At 67.4% G+C, this 22430-nt stretch carries 18 protein-coding genes; 13 read left to right on the top strand and 5 right to left on the bottom strand.

Going from position 1 to position 22430, the window contains the following annotated elements; translation table 11 throughout:
- The first annotated feature begins 1 nt into the window (after position 1).
- The 4 genes from ACW173_RS04330 to ACW173_RS04315 are packed head-to-tail and all read left to right on the top strand — an operon-like array spanning position 2 to position 3509.
- The gene (locus tag ACW173_RS04330; RefSeq protein ID WP_492083646.1) at positions 2 to 1387 is read left to right on the top strand and encodes a zinc-binding metallopeptidase family protein; all 1386 of its coding nucleotides are present in this window, start codon (positions 2 to 4) and stop codon (positions 1385 to 1387) included.
- On the top strand, positions 1387 to 1881 hold the full coding sequence (locus tag ACW173_RS04325; RefSeq protein WP_492083645.1) for a flavin reductase family protein: 495 nt from the start codon (positions 1387 to 1389) through the stop codon (positions 1879 to 1881). Before ACW173_RS04330 ends, ACW173_RS04325 begins: the two co-directional genes overlap by 1 nt.
- A 12-nt stretch (positions 1882 to 1893) precedes the next feature.
- Complete coding sequence (locus ACW173_RS04320) at positions 1894 to 2706, top strand: TauD/TfdA dioxygenase family protein (RefSeq protein ID WP_492083644.1); 813 nt, start codon at positions 1894 to 1896, stop codon at positions 2704 to 2706.
- Positions 2703 to 3509 carry an NAD-dependent epimerase/dehydratase family protein gene (locus tag ACW173_RS04315; RefSeq protein ID WP_492083643.1) on the top strand — a complete coding sequence of 269 codons (807 nt, stop codon included), beginning with the start codon at positions 2703 to 2705 and terminating at the stop codon, positions 3507 to 3509. The genes ACW173_RS04320 and ACW173_RS04315 overlap by 4 nt, the downstream gene beginning before the upstream one ends.
- On the opposite strand, the gene ACW173_RS04310 is transcribed toward ACW173_RS04315, so the two are convergent.
- Genes ACW173_RS04310 through ACW173_RS04300 form a run of 3 tightly spaced genes read right to left on the bottom strand, consistent with a single transcriptional unit; the run spans position 3510 to position 5702 of the window.
- Entirely contained in the window at positions 3510 to 3995 is a 486-nt protein-coding gene (locus ACW173_RS04310; RefSeq protein WP_492083642.1) for a VOC family protein, read from the bottom strand. It abuts the gene before it with no gap.
- 22 nt (positions 3996 to 4017) lie between these two features.
- The gene (locus ACW173_RS04305) at positions 4018 to 4842 is read right to left on the bottom strand and encodes an oxidoreductase (RefSeq protein WP_492083641.1); all 825 of its coding nucleotides are present in this window, start codon (positions 4840 to 4842) and stop codon (positions 4018 to 4020) included.
- Between the two features lie 2 nt (positions 4843 to 4844).
- Entirely contained in the window at positions 4845 to 5702 is an 858-nt protein-coding gene (locus ACW173_RS04300; RefSeq protein ID WP_492083640.1) for a TauD/TfdA dioxygenase family protein, read from the bottom strand.
- 273 nt (positions 5703 to 5975) lie between these two features.
- On the opposite strand from ACW173_RS04300, the gene ACW173_RS04295 reads away from it, so the two are divergent.
- Genes ACW173_RS04295 through ACW173_RS04280 form a run of 4 tightly spaced genes read left to right on the top strand, consistent with a single transcriptional unit; the run spans position 5976 to position 10061 of the window.
- Positions 5976 to 7214 (top strand): aromatic ring-hydroxylating oxygenase subunit alpha, encoded by a 1239-nt coding sequence (locus ACW173_RS04295; RefSeq protein WP_492083639.1) that lies wholly within the window; start codon positions 5976 to 5978, stop codon positions 7212 to 7214.
- Complete coding sequence (gene ygiD / locus ACW173_RS04290) at positions 7211 to 7999, top strand: 4,5-DOPA-extradiol-dioxygenase (RefSeq protein WP_492083638.1); 789 nt, start codon at positions 7211 to 7213, stop codon at positions 7997 to 7999. The genes ACW173_RS04295 and ygiD overlap by 4 nt, the downstream gene beginning before the upstream one ends.
- A 13-nt stretch (positions 8000 to 8012) precedes the next feature.
- A complete protein-coding gene (locus ACW173_RS04285) occupies positions 8013 to 9089 on the top strand; it encodes an acetamidase/formamidase family protein (protein WP_492083637.1) in 1077 nt (358 codons plus the stop codon).
- A gap of 3 nt (positions 9090 to 9092) precedes the next feature.
- The gene (locus ACW173_RS04280; RefSeq protein WP_492083636.1) at positions 9093 to 10061 is read left to right on the top strand and encodes an AraC family transcriptional regulator; all 969 of its coding nucleotides are present in this window, start codon (positions 9093 to 9095) and stop codon (positions 10059 to 10061) included.
- Between the two features lie 184 nt (positions 10062 to 10245).
- Here ACW173_RS04280 and ACW173_RS04275 read toward each other — a convergent pair whose 3' ends face one another.
- Complete coding sequence (locus ACW173_RS04275) at positions 10246 to 12546, bottom strand: TonB-dependent receptor (RefSeq protein ID WP_492083635.1); 2301 nt, start codon at positions 12544 to 12546, stop codon at positions 10246 to 10248.
- Positions 12547 to 12647: 101 nt separating this feature from the next.
- Positions 12648 to 15275, bottom strand: a complete 2628-nt coding sequence (locus tag ACW173_RS04270) for a TonB-dependent receptor (RefSeq protein ID WP_492083634.1) — start codon at positions 15273 to 15275, stop codon at positions 12648 to 12650.
- 175 nt (positions 15276 to 15450) lie between these two features.
- Here ACW173_RS04270 and ACW173_RS04265 point away from each other — a divergent pair, with 175 nt between their 5' ends.
- The 5 genes from ACW173_RS04265 to ACW173_RS04245 all read left to right on the top strand — a co-directional run bounded on the left by ACW173_RS04265 (position 15451) and on the right by ACW173_RS04245 (position 22317).
- Positions 15451 to 16026 (top strand): RNA polymerase sigma factor, encoded by a 576-nt coding sequence (locus ACW173_RS04265; RefSeq protein WP_492083633.1) that lies wholly within the window; start codon positions 15451 to 15453, stop codon positions 16024 to 16026.
- A complete protein-coding gene (locus ACW173_RS04260; RefSeq protein WP_492083632.1) occupies positions 15980 to 17026 on the top strand; it encodes a FecR family protein in 1047 nt (348 codons plus the stop codon). The genes ACW173_RS04265 and ACW173_RS04260 overlap by 47 nt, the downstream gene beginning before the upstream one ends.
- 116 nt (positions 17027 to 17142) lie before the next feature.
- The gene (locus tag ACW173_RS04255) at positions 17143 to 18627 is read left to right on the top strand and encodes an amidohydrolase (RefSeq protein WP_492083631.1); all 1485 of its coding nucleotides are present in this window, start codon (positions 17143 to 17145) and stop codon (positions 18625 to 18627) included.
- Positions 18628 to 18718: 91 nt separating this feature from the next.
- Positions 18719 to 18961, top strand: a complete 243-nt coding sequence (locus ACW173_RS04250; protein WP_492083630.1) for a hypothetical protein — start codon at positions 18719 to 18721, stop codon at positions 18959 to 18961.
- Positions 18962 to 19335: 374 nt separating this feature from the next.
- Positions 19336 to 22317, top strand: coding sequence for a TonB-dependent receptor (locus tag ACW173_RS04245; protein ID WP_492083629.1), 2982 nt, complete (start codon positions 19336 to 19338; stop codon positions 22315 to 22317).
- Positions 22318 to 22430: the final 113 nt, after the last annotated feature.

The raw sequence follows: 22430 nt of genomic DNA, 5'->3' as shown, positions 1-22430 counted from the left end.
CATGGCCGATGGATTTCCGAACCTGGGCGCGAGCGCGCCGTACCAAGTCACCGAGGCCGACCGCGCCGCGATCGCCGCCGCCATCGACGAGACCGAGATTGTCGAGCTGGCCCTGACCCTGGGCAACATTCCAGCGCCGTCCGGCAAGGAGCTGGAGGTCGCCAATTACGTCCACGACTGGATGGCGCGCGAGGGCTTCTCCCCGCGCAAGGTCGGGGCCACGCCCGAGCGCCCGAACATCATCGGCACGCACGGCGGCAAGGGTGTCGGCAAGAACCTGCTGTTCACGGCCCACCTCGACACCGAGGCGCCGACCTGGAACCCCGACCTCGACGCCTACAAGTACAGCCCCGAGACCATGGCCAATCCCGAGTGGGAGAAGTGCTGGCTGGAGGACGGCAAGCTCTACGGCTACCCGATCGCCAATGATCGTGGACCGATGAGCTGCTTTCTCATCGCGGCCAAGGCGCTGAAGAAGGCTGGCTATGAGCTGGCTGGCAAGATGTACCTGACCGCCTGTCCCGGCGAGATCGGCCCCGAGCCGATCGAGGAGCACCGGGGCGTGGCCTATATGGGCAAGGACATCGGGGCCCACTACCTGTTCCACCACGGCGGCGTCGCGCCCGACTACGCCATCGCCGCCGAGGGCTGTGACTTCGGCCTGACCTGGGTCGGCTGCGGCTACGCGGTGTTCCGCTTCCAGGTCTGGGGCGAGGGCGTCTTCACCCCGCTGCTGGAGCATCCGGCGACGGCGGCCCAACACCCCAATCCCATCTACAAGATCGGCAAGCTGACCGAGGCTATCCACGCCTGGAGCGGCGAGTACGAGAAAAAGAGCCGCTACGACAGCCCGGGCGGCGTGGCCCAACCCAAGTCGCAGATCGCCTCGGTGCGCGGCGGCATCCCGTTCGCCTTCGGGGCGGGGACAGAGCTGGTCAACCTCTATCTGGAAGTGGGTCTGACGCCCAAGCAGCGGGTGGCCGACCTCCAGCACTCGCTGGAGGCCATGGTGCGCGAGGCGGGTCTGGGCCGGATCGACATCGAGCCGGTGGTCGTGCGTCACGGCTTCGAGGCCGACGCGGCCGAGGTCGCTCCGCTGGTCGGCGCCGTGGACATCGCCACCCAGCTGGGTCTGGGCCACCCGGTCGCCCTGGCCAATCCGGTCTATTCCAGCATGTGGCGCGACCACAACGTCTTCAACATGCACCGGATTCCGGCCATCACCACCGGCTTCCGCCGCTGGCGTCCGACGCCGAAGGACCTGGTCGACAGCGCCCTGATCTACGCCCTGACGGCCTTGGCCATCTGCGGCCGCGCCAGCCCCGAGGAGGGCGCCAAGCGGCCGGCCTCGGCGGTCTATCCCGACAACCCGTTCGGGAACGAGTGATGAGCGCGGCGGCCCAAACCCAGACGCCGGAGCCGGCGGACTTCCGCAGGGCCATGGGCAGTTTCGCCGCCGGGGTGACGGTGGTCACCGCGTGCCACGACGGCCGCCTGGTCGGCACGACGGTCAGCGCTTTCAGCTCGGTGTCGATGGACCCGCCGCTGGTCATGATCTGCCTCAAGCGCGACAGCCGCACCCTGGCGGCGCTGAACCAGGCCAGGACCTTCTGCGTCAACATCCTGGCCCACGAGCAGGGCGACCTGGCCTACCGCTTCGCCAAGAGCGGTGCCGACGATCGCTTCGCCCTGACCGCCGTCGAGGCCGGTGTCCGCGGCGCGCCGCTGCTGGCTGGCTGCGTGACCGCGATCGAATGCGAGCTGCATGCCGCTCACGACGGCGGCGACCACGAGATCCTGGTCGGACGTGTCCTGCGCGTCGTGACCGACGAAACCAAGACGCCGCTCGTCTATGTGCGCGGCGGGTTCCTGAACGCTTAGGGAGGCGGCCGGATGGCCTACGACGTGCTCGACGTGAAGCCCATGACCCGCCGGATCGGCGCGGAGATCTTTGGCGTCGATCTTGGAAAGCCCCTGTCGAACCGCCAGTTCGAGGAAATCCATCAGGCCCTGACCCAGCATCAGGTGATCTTCTTCCGCGACCAGGAGATGTCGCACGACGCCCACAAGGACTTCGGCCGCAAGTTCGGCAATCTGGCCATCCACTCGGGCGTGCCGGGGCTGGCCGACCATCCCGAGATCGTGGCCATCCACGCCGACGCCAATTCCAAGTTCGTGGCCGGCGAGAACTGGCACTCGGACCTGACCTGCGATCCCGAACCGCCTCTTGGCAGCATCCTCTACATGAAGGTCCTGCCCGACGATGGCGGCGACACCTGCTTCGCCAGCATGTACTGGGCCTATGAGACGCTGTCTGACCGGATGAAGGCCTATCTGGAAGGTCTGCACGCGGTGCACGACGCCAATCCGGTCTACAAGGCGATTTTCCCGGACATCGACCGCAAGTACAATTGCTCGACCCACCCGATCGTGCGCACCCATCCGGTCAGCGGTCGCAAGAGCCTGTTCGTGAACCCGTCCTACACGACCCACATCGCCGGCGTGTCCAAGGCCGAGAGCACGGCGATCCTCAATTTTCTCTATCAGCACGCTCAAAACCCGGACTTCCAGGTGCGCTTCCGCTGGAAGAAGAACTCGGTGGCCTTCTGGGATAACCGCTGCACCTGGCACCAGGCGATCTGGGACTATTTCCCCGACACCCGCACGGGCTATCGGGTGACCGTCGCCGGCGACAAGCCGGTTTGAAAGTTCTCCTGCTGGGCGCGGCCGGCGGCATCGGCTCGGCGATCCGATCGGGCCTGGCCGGCCGCTACGACCTGATGCGGTTGGCGGACATCGCTCCGCTGACGCGGGCGGGCGAGGGTGAGCAATGCATCCGCGCCGACCTGCTGGACATGGCGTCGCTGGCCGCGGCGATGGATGGGATCGACTGCGTGGTCCACATGGCCGGCGTACCCGTCGAGCCCGAGACCAACGCCTGGGAGCGGGTGCTGCCGGCCAATATCGTCGGCGTCCACAACCTGTTCGAAGCCGCGCGGATCGCTGGGGTGAAGCGCGTGCTATTCGCCTCGTCGCACCACGCCGCCGGTTTCCATCGCCGCGAAACCCCGACTGTCGAGACCCTGGTCCCGCGCCCCGACAGCTATTACGGCGTCAGCAAGGTGTTCGGCGAGGCGATCGGGCGGATGTACGCCGACAAGTTCGGCCTGCAGGTGTTGTCCCTGCGCATAGGCGCCTATCGCGAACGGCCGTCCGATCCACGCCAGCTGGCCGTCTGGATCAGCCCGCGCGACATGGTCGAGCTGGTCCGCTGCGGGATCGAGGCGCCGAGCTTCGGCTATGCGACCGTGTACGGCGTTTCGGCCAACACACGGAATTTCTGGGACAATTCGGCTGTCGCGTTTCTGGGCTATGCGCCGCGTGACAACGCCGAGGCCTGGGCGGCCGAGATGATGGCCGGGCCGCCCGAGGACCCGGCCGCCGTCCCGTTTCAGGGCGGCTGGTACTGCGCCAAGGACTTCGTCGGCGATCCCTCGCGCGTCGACTGACTATTCCCGCGTGAAGTCCGCCGGGACCCGCGGATCAGCGCCAGCCTTGCCCCACAACACGATCTCGTTGCCCCAGGGGTCCCGGAAGGCGTGGTTGTAGCCGTTGAATTCCTTCCAGTAATGGTTCCGCCACAGGATCGTCGCGCCCAGCGCCTCAGCGGCTCCGAGGATGCGATCGGCGCTGTCGTCGTCGCTGATGAGCACCCAGATTCGAGGCTTGCGGCCGTCGGTGCTGAGCGCGCGCGGCTCGACGCCCTCGGGCTCGGGGTGGGGACGGGCGTTGGCGGCCTTGAAGATCCCCAGGTGCAGATTGCCGATCTCGCTGTCGGTCCCGTCGGATTTCTTAAAGAAGCCGCCGGGCACCATGCGGTGATAGACGCCTTCGGGGCGAGCGTCGTTCTGCCAGCCGAACACCTTGGCGTAGAAGTCGCCGGCTTTGGACGGGTCTTCGGAGGCCAGGTCGACGAAGATCAGGGTGTTGGTCAAGGCGTGCGCTCGCGTTCGGGGTTCAGGCGTCAAAGCCGGTGGAGAGGGACAGGGCCTTCCAGGCGTCGATATCGGCGGCCAGGCCCTGAGCGGCGTAGCCGGCGTACTTCAGGGCGTCCTCGCCCAGCAGCAGGTGCATCGGCGGATCCTCGACGTCGGCGATCGTCAGGATCGCCTGGGCCGCCTTGACCGGATCGCCGGGTTCCTGGCCGGCGTGGTCGGCCATGATCCGCTCGGCGTCCCGCGCCAGACCGTCATAGTCGGAAAGCTTGTCGGCCACGATGACCTTGGAGCCGGTGGCGAAGTCGGTGCGCAGGCCGCCAGGGGCGACATTGACGACCTTGATTCCCAGCTCGGCGACTTCCTGGGCCAGGGTCTGGGTCAGGCCCTCCAGCGCCCACTTGCTGGCGCAATAGACGCCTGTGCCGGCCCAGACAGCCAGGCCCGAGACCGAGGTGATGTTGATGATCCGGCCCGCACGGCGCGCGCGCATGGCGGGCAAGACGGCCTTCAGCACCGCCAAGGGGCCGAAGACGTTGACCTCGAACTGTTTGCGAACCTCGTCCAGCGAGGCCTCCTCGACCGCGCCGACCAAGCCGTAGCCGGCATTGTTGACCAGGACGTCGATGGTCCCGGTGACGTTTTCGGCCTTGGCGACGGCGGCCTTGATCGCTGCCTCGTCGGTGACGTCGAGGATCACGGCATGGCCGCCGAGAGCCTCGAGCGCGGCCGCCGCTTCGGGCTTGCGCACCGTGCCGACGACGATATCGCCGCGCTCCAGGGCGGCGCGGGCGATCTCTCGGCCCAGGCCGCCCGAAACGCCGGTGATCATCCAGGTCCTGGTCATGATCAGTAGGGCTTGTCGCCCTTGACCCACAGGCGGTGCATGGTCCGGATGTACTTGGTGTCGTCGTACAGCGTGCCAGTGTGCAGGGTGCAGCGGTTGTCCCACATCAGGAGGTCGCCGACCTTCCACTTGTGGCGATAGATGAACCGCTCCTCCGTCATGAACTCGACCAGCTCGTCCAGCAGGGCAAGGCCCGCCGGGCCGGGCATGCCGATGACCTCGGTCACCGTACCGGTCGAGGGCCACAGCGCCTTGCGGCCGTCGGCGGGGTGGGTGCGGATCAACGGATGCTCGACATCGGGGTTGGCCGCCTCCAGCTCGGGCGACAGGTTTTGTTGCTGGCCAAACTGCCGGGTGGCCATGAAGTGCTTGTAGCTGTGATGCAGCCGCAGCTTTTCCAGCATCGCCTGCTTGTCGGCGGGCAGGGCGTTCCAGGCCGCGCAGCCGTCGGCCAGCAGGGTGTCGGAACCTTCGTCCGGGACCTCGACCGCGTAGAGCATGGTCAGCATCACCGGCTCGGGCTTGTAGCTGTAGTCGGTGTGCCAGCCCACGCCGTCATTGTGCGCGCCGATCGGCTTACCGTCGACGATGCGGTTGCTGAGGATGAAGATCTTCGGATAGCCCGGCAGGGTGAAGCGGGTCTGGGTGTGGTCCTCGGGATCGCCGAACCGCCCGATGAAGCGCATCAGGTCGTCGGGCGTCATCTTCTGATCGCGCAGGGCTATGGCGCCATGGCGGTGGAAGGTGTCGACGACGTGGTCCAGGGCCGCGTCCGGGGCGGAGGCCAGGTCGATGCCGGAGATTTCGGCCCCGAAGCCCGGCTTCAGGTCCTTGATGGCGATGTCGGCGGTCAGCGTCATGGCGTCCTCCGTGGGGCGATGTCCACGATGGAAATCTAGGCGCGCCGACGGCGGCGGTCTTGTCTCAACGCGCACGACAGCTTTCTCGTCGGTGTCGGAGGTGATCCCCGATTGGGCGCCGGAGGCGTTGTCGGGGCGCCCAGCGCCCGCAAATCCGGCGTCGCGCCGCGCGGAGCGCTCGATGACCAACTCTTCGTGCGCGCTGAGGCAAGACCGGTCCACGGTGCGGTCCTAGCGTGATGGTCGACCTCCGACATTTCAGAGCGCTTCCCGATGAACCCGCGCCCGCCCTTTCTCAGCGACGTCTTCTTCGAAGGCCTTTCACGCTCGATGCGGGATGTCGAGGCCGCCGAGACCCTGCCGCCGGCCTGCTATGTCGACGCCGACTTCTACGAGTTCGAGAAGGAGGCGTTGTTCAATCACGAATGGCTGTGCGTGGGGCGCGTCGACTGGGTCAAGGAACCTGGCGACTACTTCACCACCCGGATCATCGGCGAGCCGATCGTGGTGGCTCGCAACCGCGACAATCAGATCAAGGCGATGTCGGCGGTCTGCCAGCACCGGGCCATGCTGGTGGCCGAGGGCCGTGGCAACACGCGCGGCTTCGTTTGCCCCTATCACCATTGGGTCTATTCGCTGAATGGCGACCTGGTGAACGCTCCGGCCATGGAGCGCACCTGCGAGTTCGACAAGAAGGCGATCAAGCTGCCGACCTTCAAGGTCGAGATCTGGCTGGGCTTCATCTTCATCAACTTCGACGCCGAGGCCCCGCCGCTGGCGCCGCGTCTGACGGCGGTCGAGGCGGCTGTCGCCAACTATGACCTCGACAACGCCGACGGTCTGTCGCCGCCGATGACCGGTCAGTTCGCCTGGAACTGGAAGGTGATGTTCGAGAACAACAACGACGGCTACCACGCCAGCAAGCTGCATCGGGGGCCGCTGCACGACTTCATTCCCAGCGAGCTGTGCAGCTTCCCGGAAGCCGAGGATGGAGACGCCGGCTTCCTGCGCTACAACGGCACGCTGCACGCGGACGCCAGCTTCAACCCGACCCAGAAGGCGGTGCTGCCGATCTTCCCGAAGCTGACGGACGAAGACCGCAACCGCGCCACCTTCGCCAACATCCCGCCGACGCTGTCGCTGGTGATGACCAGCGACATGGTCATCTACCTGATCCTGCGCCCCACCGGTCCCGAGACCATGGAGCAGGACACCGGCATCCTGGTCGCGCCCGGCGCCATGGAGAGCCCCGGTTTCGAGGAGCGGCTCGAGATGATCATGACCTCGGCCGGCAAGATCATCGCCCAGGACATGCATGTCGACGAACTGGTCCAGCAAGGCCTTCGCTCGCGCTTCGCCATCCGGGGCCGCTACTCCTGGCAGGAGGGCGCGCAGGTGCAGTTCAACCGCTGGCTCGCGCCGCGCTACCAGCAGGCCTGGGCGGCGATGAAGGATCCCCAAGGGAGCGACGGTGACGCACCGGCGCCCGCCAATTCGGAGGCCGCCGCATGAGCCGTCTGCCTGTCGTCTTCTTCGGTCACGGCAGCCCGATGATCGCACTGGAGACCAACGACACCACGCGCGCCTGGAAGTCCATGGGCGACGCGATCGGCAAGCCCAAGGCCATTCTGTGCGTCTCGGCCCACTGGCTGACGCGCGGGGTCGCGGTGACGGCCATGACCAAGCCGCGCACGATCCACGACTTCGGTGCGTCCTTTCCGAAGGCGTTGTTCGATCAGCGGTATCCCGCCCCCGGTTCGCCCGAACTGGCCGCGCGGGTCGCGGAAATCCTGGCGCCCACGCCCGTGACCCTGGATGAGCGGGCTTGGGGGCTGGATCACGGGACCTGGTCGGTGCTGGGCAAGGCCTTTCCCGACGCCGACGTGCCGGTGGTGCAACTGAGCATGGACGCGACCAAGCCGCCGGCCTGGCACTTCGAGATCGGCCAACGCCTGGCGCCTTTGCGCGACGAGGGCGTGCTGATCGTCGGCACCGGCAACATCGTCCACAACCTGCCGGCCATGGACTGGGGCGACCGCAACTGCGCGCCCTACGACTGGTCGCGGCGGTTCAACGACTACATCAAGACCGCGATCGTCGAAGACGCGCCCGAGCGGGCCGTGGACTTCGAGAGCCAGGGCCACGACGCCCAGCGCTCGGTTCCGACGCCCGACCACTACTGGCCGCTGCTCTACGTGCTGGGCGCGCGCCTGCCCGGCGACGTCCCGACCTTCGCCCCCGACCACATCGAGCACGGCTCGCTGAGCATGACCTCGGTCACGCTCGCTAGCGCCTGAACCGGAGATCCCGATGCCCTTCATCTGCGAACCCGGCCAGACCCGCCCGGACGTCGTCCCCGGCGCCCTGCACACCCTGAAGGCCACGCCCCAAACCGTGCACTGGGGCTATTTCGATCCCTCGACCCCGCCATCGCTGCGCATCAAGAGCGGTGACCTGGTCCAGGCCGAGGCCATCACCCACCATGCAGGCGACGCGCCCGAGCTGATGATGGACGAAGGCGTTACGCGGATCTTCAAGGAGATTCCCGAGGACGACCGCAACCCCGGCGTCCACATCATGACCGGCCCGATCTATGTCGAGGACGCCAAGCCCGGCGACGTGCTGGAGGTGCGCTACCTGCGCATGGTTCCACGCAACAACTACGGCTCCAATCTCGCGGCCAACTGGGGCTATCTCTACAAGGAGTTCGGCGAGAAGGAGCGGGTGACGATCTACGAGCTGGATCCCAACACCAACACCGCCAGCGCGCTCTATGCCTACGACTTCGAAGGCAAGTACCTGATCCCGGGCACGATCACCAATTGCCCGGAATGCGATCGCCAGCCGGCCCTGAAGGGGATCCGGATCCCGGCCCGCCCGCACCTGGGCACCGCCGGCGTGGCGCCCGCCGTCGATGGCCGTGTCAGCACCATCCCGCCCGGCGAGCACGGCGGCAATATCGACAACTGGCGCATCGGGGCGGGAGCCACGATGTACTACACGGTGCAGGTCGACGGCGGTCTGTTCTCGATCGGAGATCCTCATGTCAGCCAAGGTGACGGCGAGCTATCGGGCACGGCCATCGAGTCCTCGCTGAACGTCCTGATGCAGATCGTGCTGCGTAAGGACATCCAGACTCCCGGTCCGCTTCTCGAGACCCCCAAGTGGTGGATCGTCCACGGCTTCAACGAGGATCTGAACCTGGCCATGCGCGACGCCTCGACCAAGATGCTGAGTCTGCTCAGCGACCAGGTCGGCCTGTCGAAGAACGACGCCTATTCGCTGATGAGCGTGGCGGCCGACTTCGGCGTCACCCAGGTGGTCGACGGCACCCAGGGCTGCCACGTGCGCATCCCGCGCGACATCTTCCCGAAGCTCAAGGTGTGACGCATGAAGGCCTGGTCGTTCAGCACTGAAAGCCATCCCCGCGCCGAACGCGCCGAGGCCTGGCGCGAAGCGATGAGCCGCCTGGGCCTGCCCATCGAGGGCCTGGCGAACGGCGAACCGGCGGCCGCTTCGGTGGCCTGTCTGACCTCGCCGCTAGGGATCGAGTTCGCCTTGGTCGAGGCCGGCGCCCAGACGATCGCCGGTCGTCTGACGTCGCAACCGGCGGCGGTCTGGCTGGCGGTCCTGCTGCACGGCGAGGCGACGCTGGTCACCGACGAGCTGGCGGTCAGCGTCGCTTCGAGCGACATCGCCTTTGGCCCGACGGGGCAGGCGGCGGCCCTGCGGCTGGACACCCGATCGCGCCTGTTGTTCGTACGCGCGCCGCGCGTGGCGCTGGACCATCGCCTGATCAGGCCCTTCAACCTTCGGGTCGGATGGCTGGACGGCTCCAAGGGCGTTCCGCGCATCCTCTCCGACCTGCTGCGCGCCACCGCCGAGGAGCTGGAGAACCTGTCCGTCGACCAGCTGCGGCCGGTGGACCTGGCCTTCACGGAGTTCCTGGCCCAGTGCCTGCTTGAACGGGGGGGCGCGGTCTCCGACGCCTATGACACAGCGACGCCTACCGCCCACCTGCAGCGCCTTTGCCAGACCATAGAGACCCTGTTGCCGGACGCGGAGCTGTCGCTGCGGCGTGTCGCCAACGAGGAAGGGGTCTCGCCCCGCTATGTGCAGAAGCTGTTCGCCTCGGCCAACGAGACCTTCAGCCACTATCTGCGCTCACGTCGCCTGGAGCGCTGCCGGATCGACCTGGCCAGCCCCCAGCACGCCCGCTTGTCGATCTCGGAGATCTGTTTCCGCTGGGGCTTCAACGGCTCGGCGCATTTCAGCCGAGCCTTTCGTGAGCAATACGGTCTCTCGCCGCGGGAGTTCAGACAGGGACGCGGGCCCAGCGACTCCGAGGTCTTGAACTGAGGTCACTACGGGGTGTGGTTCCGGCCCGTTGGGCGAGGCGCTCGAGGGTCGGTCGGTTCGAGTCCGTGAAAACCAACTGGATCTCACCCTACCCCCGACAGCGCGGGGCCGAGGCGGAACGAGCTCTGGACATCCATGTGATCGAAGGCGACGGGCGAGCCGATGGCTCGCCCGTCGTTCTTTTTTAGAAGCGTTTGCGGACCTGGATACCGGCCGTCCGCGGACTGATGCTGACGACCTGCTTGGCGTTGTTGACCGCCGAGGTCACGCTCATCAGCCCGACCTCGTCGGCCACGTTGTTGACGAAGGCATAGGCGCCCCAGTCAGCCCCTTCGACCCCGACGCGGACGTTGGCGTAGCCGTAGTCGCCTTGTTTCTCGTAGTAGACGTAGGTCGGGCGGAACTGCGAGGCGGACTCGCCGACATAGGCGTAGTCGGCCCGGATCAGGCCGTTCAGGTCGCCTTTCAGCGGCCAGGTATATTCGACCGCGGCCGAACCGCTGAACTTGGCCACGTTCGGGAACTTGTCGCCGCGCAGGCCGGTCGAGCCGGTGATCAGGATGGTCGAGTTGGCCTGGTCCTCGGTCAGCTTGGCGTCGACGACGGCGGCGGTGCCGCTGATCGTCAGGCCGGAGATCGGACGGGCCACGGCCTCGATCTCGAAGCCCTTGATCCGGGCCTTGCCGGCGTTGGTCAAATAGCTGAAGGCGCCGTTGGCGCTGGTCGCCGAGATCTGCATGTTCGACCAGTCGATCTGGTAGGCGGCGGCGTTCAGGGTCAGGCGACGGTCGAACCACTGGCTCTTCACGCCACCCTCGTAGTTCCAGAGGCTGTCGGGCGCGTAGCCCAGCAGCGCGCTGGCCAGGCCAGGCACGTTGTTGGCGCCGCCCGGGCGGAAGCCCTTGGCCGCCACCGCGTAGAACATGACGTCGGACGTGACCTGGTAGGAGGCGTTCAGCTTGCTGACCCAGCCATCGGCGCCGGCGTCGACCTGGGCGGCCGGACCGACATAGGACTGGGTGATGAAGTTGCTGATCAGGACCTGGCCCGAGACGGTCTTGTCATACTTGAAGCGGCGCACGCCGCCGGTCAGGGTCAGCTTCTCGATCGGCTTCCAGGAGACTTCGCCGAAGAAAGCGGTCTGCTTGGTGTCGGTGCCAACGTGGCGCCAGGCGGTCAGGTCGTTGGGGTTGATGACGCCGGTGGTGGCGTCGCCCTTGGCCACCTTGCTCTCGATGTAGTCTTCACGCTTTTCCAGATAGACGCCGCCAGTCCAGTTGACCTTGTCGTCGAACAGCGCGCCGGTCATGCGCAGCTCGTGGTTCCACGAGGTCAGGCCCATCGGCTGGTACAGCGCGCCCGGGGTGCGGCTGTCGGCATAGGCGGTGTAGGCCGTCAGCTGCGCGGCCGTGCAGGCCGGGTTGGTCGAGCCCGTCGGAGCCGGACCGCCGGCGATGTAGTTGCGGCAGGAGGTGGCGTTGGCGCGGCTGCCCGACAGCGTGGGGCTGTAGTCGGAATTCCGCAGCAGGGTCCACTTGTAGTAGGACGAGGTGGCCGTGACCGTGGCGAAGCTCAGGTCCCACTTACCCGTGACGTTGTAGAGGCGCAGGTTGTCGCTGGTCGGGGCGATGACGCGGGCATTGGTCGAATAGGCGTCCTTGCCCAGCGCCGGATACCAGCTGTTCTGACCGTCCAGGTTGGTCTTCTGGTACAGGCCGGTGGCGTTGATCGTCAGGTTTTCGGTGGGCGTGAAGCCCAGCATCAGGCGACCGCCGCTGGAGTGCTGGTCGTTGATGTCCTTCTTTTTCAGCAGGACGTCGTCGACATAGCCGCCGCCTTCGGTCTTGTAGAGCACAAGCCGCGCGGCCAGCTTGTCCTCGATCAGCGGCACGTTGACCATGCCCTTGACCGAATAGCCGTTGCTGCCGCCCTTGGTGCTGGTTCCCTGGGCTTCGACGGCGCCGGCATAGCGGCTGGAGTCGGGCTTGTTGAGGATCACGCGCAGGGTGCCGCCCATCGAGCCCGAGCCGTAGAGCGTGCCTTGCGGGCCGCGCAGGACCTCGATGCGCTCGGCGTCGAACAGGTTGACGTCGGCGCTGGTCGAGCTGGCGTCGGCGGTCGTGCCGGCCGGGCCCGTCAGCGGGGTTTCGTCGTAGTAGAGACCGACGGTGGCTTCACCGGCGCTGCGCACGCCGCGCAGGGTCAGGCGCCGGCTGGTCGGCGAGTTGCCGTCGACCTGCAGGTTCGGCACCGTACGGAAATAGTCCTGGATGCCGGACGCGCCCAGGGCCTGCAGCGACTTTTCCGTGACCGCGCTGACGCTGATCGGGGTGGTCTGGACGGTGGTGGAGCGCTTCAGCGCGGTGACGACCACTTCCTCGATCGTGCCGGCGTCGTTGGACTGGGCGAACGCCTGTCCGGCGACCAGGCTCGTTAGCGCGCTAGCGCCCAGGGCCAGGGCGCGAAGGCCTCGAAATTGCATCATTGTTGATCCCCTCTTGCGGCGCGCTCGACGGCGGCCTGTAGGATCAGACGCAAGGGCCACACGCTCCCTCACCCGATGTGGGCGAAAAAGACAGGCCCGGATCAGAAGCGGCGTTCGATGCCTACGCGCAGCGTGCGCGGCGCCACGCCGAAGTACTCGATCGGGCCCGAGGTGTTGCGCGAGGCGGTGGCGCGACCGGCCCGATCCAGCAGGTTGTCGACCGACAGGTCCAGGATCCAGGCGCGATGCTCCAGGCCGACGCTGGCGCCGAAGACGGCGTAGCCGCCCATCTTCAGATAGTCGCTGTTGCCGGCGTTGAAGGCCGAACGGGCCAGCCCCGCATAGGAGCCGTCGAGGCGGAAACGGGCGGCAAGGTCGCCGGGCAGGGTCCAGCGGCGCTCCATCGAGGCCGAGGCCGTCATCCGGGGCACGACTGGCAAGCGATCGCCCTCGAGCCCCAAGCCGATCGCGGTGTTGGTGAGCTGGTCGGCGGTCAGGCGCGCGTCGGTCACGGTCAGCGCGCCGGCCAGGGTCCATCCCAGCACCTGCTGCGCGGCGGCCTCGACCTCCAGTCCATGGATGCGCGCCGCGCCGATATTGGTGACGTAGGTGAAGGCGCGGTTCTGGGTCTGGGCGGCGTACTGCATGTCCCGCCAGGCGATCCGGTAAAACGCCACATTGCCGGTGAAGCGGTGGTCGGCGCTCTGGAGCTTCAGGCCCAGCTCATAGTTGTTCAGCCGATCCGAGCGATAGACCGCCAGGGTCTCGGGCAGTCCGGGTACGACATTGACGCCGCCGGGGCGGAAACCCTGGGAGACCTGAGCGTAGCCAAAAAATCCAGGTCCAAATTCGCGGCTGGCCAGCGCCTTCAGGCTCCAACCCTGCTCCTGTGTCCGCGCGTCGATCGCATAGTCAGCCCAGGTCCCGGAAACGACATTGGCGATCTGCACCGCGCCTCGGTCCCGCTTGACGTAGTCGAAACGTCGCGCGCCCAGGGTAAGCTGGGTCAAAGGCGCGACGGCGTAGGAAACCTCGCCGAAGACCGCGCTCTGGGAGAGGTGGTTCTCGATGTCGCGGCGGCCGATCAGCACCGGCGGTTCGACGAGAGCGCCGGTATCGGGATCCACGTGCCGAACCTGGCTGTCGATAGAGTCGCCGCGTACCTCCCGGTACGCGCCCAGCGTCCAGGTGAGGGGACCCTCGCCGACGGAGGAGGCCCGGATTTCATGGATTTCGGCGGTCAGCTCGGCCGGCTGGTTCAAAATCGCCGGATAGACGCTGTCGACATAGGCCGTGTAGCTGGCCATCTGCGTGGCGTCGCAGGTCTGGGCCTGGCTGAACATCCGCAGACAGCCGGCCGCGTTGGTCCGCTCGCCCAGCAGCACGCCGCTGTAGTCTGAGCGGCGGGTCAGTCTCCAGCGGTACCAGGACGACACGGCCGTCAGGTCCACGGCGTCGCCTCGCCATTTCACGGTCGCCGCCGCCAGGTCGATGTCGCCGTCGAAGGGCGCGCGGCCGGCATGGACGGTCCGCCAGGGGCCGGCGGTGTCGTTCCAGGCCGAGATGTCATCGCGGTGGCTGGCCTGGTGCGTGGCCGAGAGCAGGGCCGACAGCCGCGACGCCGGCGCCCAGAACGCCGCGACCCGCGCGCCGCGCACGCGGGAGGCGTCGACGTCCTTCAGGCCCAGCCGCGCATTGTCGATCACGCCGGGCTGGCGTTGGTCATAGGCCGTCAGCCGGAACGCCAGGGTGTCGGGGATCGCGACGACGTTCAACGCGGCGTTCGCCCCGCCGGCTTGCCCGCCGTGGGCGGCGGAAGACAGCGAGGCGCCGATCGCGGCGGAGTCCTCCGACAGGTCCGGACGCTTGAACAGGATCCGTAGCGCCCCGCCCATCGCGCCGGAGCCGTACAGCGTGCCCTGCGGTCCCCGCAGAAGTTCGACGCGCTCGACGTCGACCAGGGCCAGTTCCGGCGCCATCACGCCGGGATCGGACGTGGTGCCGACCGGCCCGGTCATCGGCGTCTCGTCGTAGTAGAGCCCGGTCGTCGCTTCGCCGGCCCCATAGACGCCGCGCAGCACCAGGCGCCGGCCAAAGGCGGTGGAGATCAGTTTCAGTCCCGGCAGCAGCGGCGCGGCCTTCTCCAGGTCGACGACGCCGGCTCGCGACAACTGCTCGCCGGAGATCACGGTCATGCTGATCGGCGTCTGCCGCGCCAGGCTGGCGCGCTTCAGGGCCGTCACGACAACGGAGTCGATCGCGACGGGCTGAGACGGCTGAGACGGCGGCGCGTCCGGCATGGAGGCCTTGGCCGGGCGTGGGGCTGGCACCACAAGGAAGCTGCGGCCCTCGAGTTGGACGGTCAGTCCCGACCCCGCCAGCAGCGCGTGCAGCGCCGCCTCCGCCGTGAACACGCCCCACAGACCAGCGGTGCGCTTGCCCTGGGTCAGGGCGGGCGAGAACAGGATTTCGCGATCGCTGCGCAGCGCCAGCTGATTCAGGGCCTGGCTCAAGGGCTGGGCGGGAATGTCGAAGCGGATGGCGGCGTCCGGACGCCGAGGCGCGGCGACAGCCGCGGCAGCCGGCGCGGCGCTTAGGGCCGTGGCGCAAAGCAGAGCCAAGACGGCGCCGCGCCGTCCGGACGCTTCCGAGCCTCTGGGCCTGAACAACAACGAATCCCGATCTCCCCTGGCGGCCTGGAACGTCATGCCGTCGAGGGCGCGCACCATGCCTTATTTCGTCGGCCGCCGTGCTTCGCGGCGTGCCCTGACGCCTCAAGATCGCGTGTTGCATAGGCAATAGGCAACCGGCCAGCGGTTGCGTCGCCACGACTTCACTCGGACGGCCTCCCTTGACAGGGGCGAGAGCACGATTTCACCTGACTGCCATGTCGGGGCGTAAACAATGATCTGGGGCCGCAAGCCCGCCAAGCCTCCCGAGCAGGTCCGCGACCTGTCGGACAGCGGCGCGCGCTTCACGCCGGCGCTGCGCGCCTTCTTCTCACGCCGCGCGCACGCCAACGACGTCGAGGACCTGGTGCAAGAGGTTCTGCTCCGGATCCAGAAGCGCCAGCCGGGCGCGGTCGTGAACAATGTCGAGGGTTATCTCTTCGAGGTCGCGGCCAACGTCCTGATCGATCGCGGCCGCCGCGACCGCACCCGCCGACGGTCCGATCACTGCGAACTGCAAGAAATTCATCATCCTGTTGATGAAGTATCGCCCGAACGCGTCTTACAGGGACGTGAGCAGATGGCGCGCGCCATGGCGGCCCTCAACGAGCTGCCGGAACGCACGCGACGGGTTTTCATTCTCGTGCGCTTCGAGGAGATGAGCTACAAGCTCGTCGCCCAGCGCCTGGGGGTCTCCGTCAGCGCTGTCGAGAAACATGTGATGAAGGCGCTGCGTCACCTGCACGCGCGTCTGCGAGACCAGGATGACGTCGACCACGTCGGGCAAAGAGATACACGACGACCCGGATAGCGCGGCCGCCCTCTGGTTCGCGCGACTGCAAGGCGATGACGTGGCGCCGCGCGATCGGCGGGCGTTCGAGCGCTGGCTGAAGGCCGACGCCCGGAACGCTGTCGCGTGGGAAGGTCTCGACCGCACCTGGAACGGTCTTGCCGACATCGAGGACGACCCGGCCTTCGCGGCCCTGCGCGCCGATGCGCTGGGCGCCGATAAACTAGGGGGCGGCGACAAGCGCCCGCATCTGGATCGCCGCGCCTTGGGCCTAGCCGCCGCCGGCCTGGTCGCCGCGGTCGGCGGCGCCATCGTCGGCAAGCGCTGGCTGAGCGATGGCGGCGCGCTGGCCCCGCCGGCCGACGAACCGGTGTTCAGCACGGCGGTTGGCGAAAGTTCGACCTTCCGTCTCGCCGACAGCTCGGTCGTGACGCTCAGCACCGACTCCGCCGTGCGGGTGAACCATTGGAGCAAGGAGCGCCGGCTGACGCTGCTGCGCGGTCAGGCCTTCTTCCAGGTCGCCAAGGACCCCTCGCGGCCCTTCGTGGTCGCGGCCGGCGACAAGCGGGTGACGGCGGTCGGCACGGCCTTCGACGTGCGCATGGAGCCGGGCAAGCTGTCGGTGACGCTGGTCGAGGGCCGTGTGCGCATCGCCGCCGACGCGGCCGCCAATGGACAGGGGGGCGAACGGCGCGTCGAGATGTCGGCGGGCTCACGCTTCGTGGCGGCCGATCCCGCCGAGTGGCTGATCTCCGCGGTCGACACCGCCAAGGAATCCGCCTGGCTGAAGGGGCGACTGGTCTTCGACGGCGAACCGCTGTCGGCCGTTGTCGCGGAGATGAACCGCTTCTCCGAGCGCAAGCTGTCGCTGGCCGATCCAGCCCTGGGCGCGACGCCGGTCAGCGGTGTCTTCAAGACCGGCCAGATCGACGCCTTTGTCGCGGCGCTCAAGACCTATGGCCTGGCCGATGTCGGCCGCGCCGACGACAAGCGGGTCGAGCTGGTGCGCCCTCGCGCCTAACGCGCGACGCGATCTTGAGAAAATTTGCGGACCCAGGTGAGGTGAGGGCGCGGCCCTACGTCATATAGGTGGGCGCCCGCTTGGCGTCGTCCTTCGCTACCCGGGGAAACCGTTCCATGAAGCTTTCCGCTCTGAAGCTCGCCCTTCTGTCCGCCAGCATGGCGACGGGCGTGCTCGCGACCCAGGCCCACGCCGCGCCGCTCAACGACGCCGCCCGCGCCCAGATCCTCAAGGCCGTCGACGCCGACGCCCCGCAGATCCAGGACGCCGCGCTGAAGATCTGGGGCTTCGCCGAGGTCGGCTACCAGGAGGTCAAGAGCTCGGCCCTGCTGCAAGGCCAGCTAAAGGCCGCCGGCTTCGACGTGAAGGCTGGCATCGCGGGTGAGCCGACCGCCTTCGTGGGCAGCTTCAAGAACGGCGCCGGCCCCGTCATCGCCATCCTCGCCGAGTTCGACGCCCTGCCGGGCCTGGCCCAGACGGCTGAGCCCGTGAAGACCGGCATCCCTGGCCAGGTCGCCGGCCACGGCTGCGGCCACAATCTGTTCGGCGCCGCCTCGGTCGGCGCCGCCGTCGCCATCAAGGACTGGATGGTGAAGAACAACATCAAGGGCGAACTGCGCGTGTTCGGCACGCCCGCCGAAGAGGGCGGCTCGGGCAAGGTCTATCTGGTCCGCGACGGCCTGTTCAACGACGTAGACGCCACGCTGCACTGGCATCCGTCCAACGAGAACTCGGCCGTCCAGGGCGTGTCGATGGCCAATATCAGCGGCAAGTTCCGGTTCCACGGGATCTCGGCCCACGCCGCCGGCGCGCCTGAAAAGGGGCGCTCGGCCCTGGACGGCGTTGAGGTCATGGACGTCGCCACCAACTTCCTGCGCGAGCACACCCCGGACAAGACCCGGATCCACTACGTGATCACGGCGGGCGGCACGGCCCCCAACGTCGTGCCCAACTTCGCCGAGGTCTACTACTACGTCCGTCACCCCGATCCGGCGGTGGTCAAGGATGTCTGGGCCCGTGTCGAGAAGGCCGCCGAGGGCGCAGCCATGGCCACCGGCACCACGGTCGAAAAGGAAATCACCGGCGGTGTCTACGCCCTGCTGCCCAATGACACCCTGGGTCGCGTGATGGACGCCAACCTGCGCAAGGTCGGCGGAATCACCTGGACTCCGGAGGAGCAGGCCTTCGCCAAGAAGATGCAGGAGAGCCTGCCCGGCGCGCCGTCGATCGACACCGTCAAGACGATCGAGCCCTACAAGGTCGAACTGGAAGGCGGCGGCGGCTCGACCGACGTTTCGGACATCAGCTGGGTCACCCCGACCGTGGGTCTGGGCACCGCCACCTTCGTGCCGGGCTCGGCCGGCCATAGCTGGCAGAACGTGGCCGCCGCCGGCTCGTCGATCGGCGTCAAGGGCGCCGTCAACGCGGCCAAGACCCTGGCGCTGACGGGCGCGGACCTGTTCTCCAACCCAGACGTCGTCAAGAAGGCCAAGGCCGAGCTGGACCAGCGTCGCGGTCCGAACTTCGCCTACAAGGCCATGCTGGGCGACCGTCCGCCGGCGCTCGACTACCGCAAGCCCGCCTCGGCGGGTCGCGAATAACGATCGTTTCCCCCGGCGATCGTCAGCGGCCGGCGCCGTCCTTCCCGGGCGCCGGCCGCGCACCTTTTTTGGGCGTCCATTGGAGTTCGGCTTGGTCCAGACCATCACCATCAGCCTCGAGCGTTTCGAAGTGCTCAAGGCCGCCTTGCCGGCGATCACGCGCGAGCACCTGACCGACGTCTACGGCATCAGCGAGACGACCTGGATCAAGCTGCGCAGGGGCGAGCCGATCAAGCTCAAGACCTGGGAGCGGATCCAGGCGCGGCTGGCGCGGCGGATATCTCTATCGGGATCCGGCGGCGATCATCGTCTGTCCGCCGCGACGGGCCGATAAGGGAAACGAGGTCCCAAGAGGCCCGTTCGCGGAGGGCCACCCGCGCCGGGAACCAAGGCGCACTGAACCGCAGTCATACAGGCGATTCCCGCGCGAGCGGAGCCGACTGATCGTGTCTGGACGAAGCCGAAGGCCGTCCTGGCGCCGTGAAACCGCTGACATTCGACAACTCGTGGACGCGAGAAATTTTCCCCGCGCGGCCTTACGGCGCCGCGGCGCTCATTTCCGGCATGACGCCTCTTGCCATCGATAGCAATGTTATCCCAATATAAATAGTATTATTCCGACATGTGGGAGCTTGGGTGTCTATGCGCGCCTTTGGTCCCTGAGCGACAAGACGGAGCCGGCGCAGTTCGGCCCGAGGGAAGGGAAACATGCAGAACAAGGCATTCCGCGCGCCCGTCAGGTCGCTTCGAACCGCCGCCTCCACGAGCGTCCTGGCGATCGCCCTTCTGTCCGCGGCGCCCGCCGCTTGGGGCCAGGCCCAGACACCGCCGACGGACGCCGCGACCGTCGACGAGATCGTCGTCACGGGCTTTCGCGCCTCACTGAACAATGCGCTGGCGATGAAGCGCACCGAGAACGCCGCCGTCGACAGCATCGTCGCCGAGGACATCGGCAAGTTCCCCGATAGCAACCTCGCCGAGTCGATGCAGCGGATCCCTGGCGTGACCCTGTCGCGCGGCGATGGCGGCGAGGGGCGAAACATCTCGGTGCGGGGGCTTGGCCCAGGCTTCACCCGCGTGCGCATCAACGGCATGGAGGGCGCGGCCCAGACCGGCTCGTCCGATATCTACGGCGCAGGCAACAACGGCCGCAGTTTCGACTTCAACGTCTTCCCGACCGAGATCTTCTCCTCGCTGGCGGCGCGCAAGACCGCCTCCGCCGACGTGGAGGAAGGCTCGCTGGGCGCGACGATCGACTTGCGCGCGCCGCGTCCGTTCGACTCGAAGGAAGACCAGGTGCTGACCGCGACCGCGCGCGGCGTTTACAACAGCGTCTCCAAGAGCACGGACCCGCGGTTCTCGCTGCTGGCGTCCAAGAAGCTGACCGACAGCTTCGGCGTGCTCGGCTCGATCGCCTACCAGGACCGGAACATCCGCGAGGTCGGCTATTCGGCCGTGGACATCCTGTCGGCGAACACCAACGGCCTGACGGTCGACGGCGTCGTCCATCCGTTCTGCACGCCGATCGGCTACGCCACGACCAGCCCGTCGCCCATCGCTCAGGCCGGCAAGGGCGCCACGGCCGCCAACTGCAGCACCAACAATCCCCGGACCAGCACGCTGGCGGCCTACAACGCCGTGGCCGCCCTGCGTCGCAGCGACCTGCCCAACATCCCCGGCAGCGGCGCCTTCCTGCCGCGCCTGCCGCGCTATGTGAACTCCGAGCAGGACGCCAAGCGCCTGGGCGGCACGCTGTCGTTCCAGTGGAGGCCCAGCAGCGACACCGACGTCGCCCTCGACCTGATCTATTCGAAGTTCAAGGTCGAGCGCCGCGACAACTACATCGCCGCCATCGCCTTCGGCCGGAACGTCAACAACAACGGCCAGCCGATGGTGTCGGTGCGCGATATCCAGTTCGATTCCCAGGGGTCCCTTGTCTACGGCCTCTTCGACGGGGTGGACGTGCGCTCGGAGGGCCTGGTCGACCGCTTCACCACCGAGTTCAAACAGGCCAACCTCGATTTCCGCCATCGCTTTAACGACAAATTCGAGGTCAGCGGCGTGGTCGGGCGCTCGGTCTCCAAGTGGGACGGCACGCTGCGCCTGCAGACCTTCATGGACGCGATCGACGTCGACAACTTCAGCATCGACTTCCGCGACGGCGGCGACACGCCGAAGATCTCGTACGGCTTCGATGTCGCCAACCCGGGCAACTTCGCCTACGGGCCGGCGCTGGCGGACGGCACGGTGCTGGGCGGCTTCACGGCCCAGGGGCGGCCGCAGTTCAACAAGACGATCAGCTCGACCGCCGAGCTGAACGGCAAGTGGGACCTGTTCGACGCTGTCACGCTGAAGTTTGGCGGCCAGTTCCGCGAGAGCGACTACACGAGCTATCAACTGAACATCGTGCCGACGAGCACGGCGGTCGTGGCGCTGCCGGCGGGGACGACACTCGCGAGCGTCACTCGGCGGATCACCGGCCTGGACAAGCTGTGGGGCGATGGCGCGCCCGCCGCCTGGGCCGCGATCGATCCGGCCAAGTGGCGCCAGGCCACGGGCTTCGACTCCTTCAAGTACTGCGGGGTCGAGTGCGGCGCGGGCTCGTCGCGGATCAAGGAGACCATCAAGAGCGGCTACGCCATGGCCGACTTCCACATCGAGGACGCGCTGCCCGTGCCCGTCCGCGGCGATGTCGGCGTGCGCTACGTCAAGACCGAACAGCTGGCGATGGGCCACATCCCGATCGCGGCCCCGGCTGGCTCGACCTATCCGACGGTCGGCCAGCGTAACGAGGTCGATCGTTCGTACGACGACTGGCTGCCCTCGGCCAATGTCGTGCTGGAGTTCACCCCCAGCCTGCTGGGACGCCTGTCGGCGGCCAAGGTCATGTCGCGCGCGGAACTGGCGTCACTGACCCCGTCCAGCGGCGTCAACGGCATCACCCGCACCGGCACGATCAACAACCCGTTCCTCGACCCGATCCGCGCCGACACCTACGACGCGGCGCTGGAATGGTACTTCCGGCCCGGCTCGCTGGTCTCGGTGGCCTACTTCCACAAGAAGATCGACACCTTCATCCAGCGCGTCACCAGCCAGGTGCCGTTCAACCAGCTGGGCCTTCCGGACGCGCTGCTGGCCAATACCGGCGCCGCGCCCACCGACGTCTTCACGGTCAGCCGCATCGAAAATACGCCCGGCGGCCCGCTGTCGGGCGTCGAGCTGAACCTGCAGGCGCAGCTGGATTTCCTGCCCGGAATCTGGAGCCACTTCGGCGTGCTGGCGAACTACACGCACGTCACTTCGGAGATCAATTACATCCTGGCCAGCGTCAACGGCGCGGTGACGGCCTCGACGACAGCGGATCTGACGGGGCTGTCGCGCGATTCCGCCAGCGGCACGTTCTACTATGAGGACGACCGCTTCAGCGTCCGCGCCACCGGCAGTTATCGCGGCAAGTACATCCGCGGCATCCCCGCCTCGCCGGGCAGTGATCTGCAAGGCAATGACGCGACCTTCTATCTGGACGCATCGGCCTCCTACGCGATCAATGACCACTGGAAGGTGATCGTCGAGGCGCAGAACCTGACCGACGAGCAGAACCGCCTCTACATCGACAGCAAGCGTCAGGACACGCTGTTCCAGACGCGGATCGGGCGAACCTTCACGGTCGGCGTGAACGCACGGTTCTGATCGCGTGGGCGTGGGCGGGCTCGTCTTCGGACGAGCCCGTTCGCCCTTCCAAGGCTCTCGTGGGAGTTCGGATAATGAAGCGCCGAGTCTGGTCCGCGCGCTCATCGGTCCCG

Source organism: Caulobacter sp. ALps2 (assembly GCF_058681635.1).
Note: the sequence above shows the minus strand (reverse complement) of the source record. Positions and strands in the feature narration are given on the sequence as shown.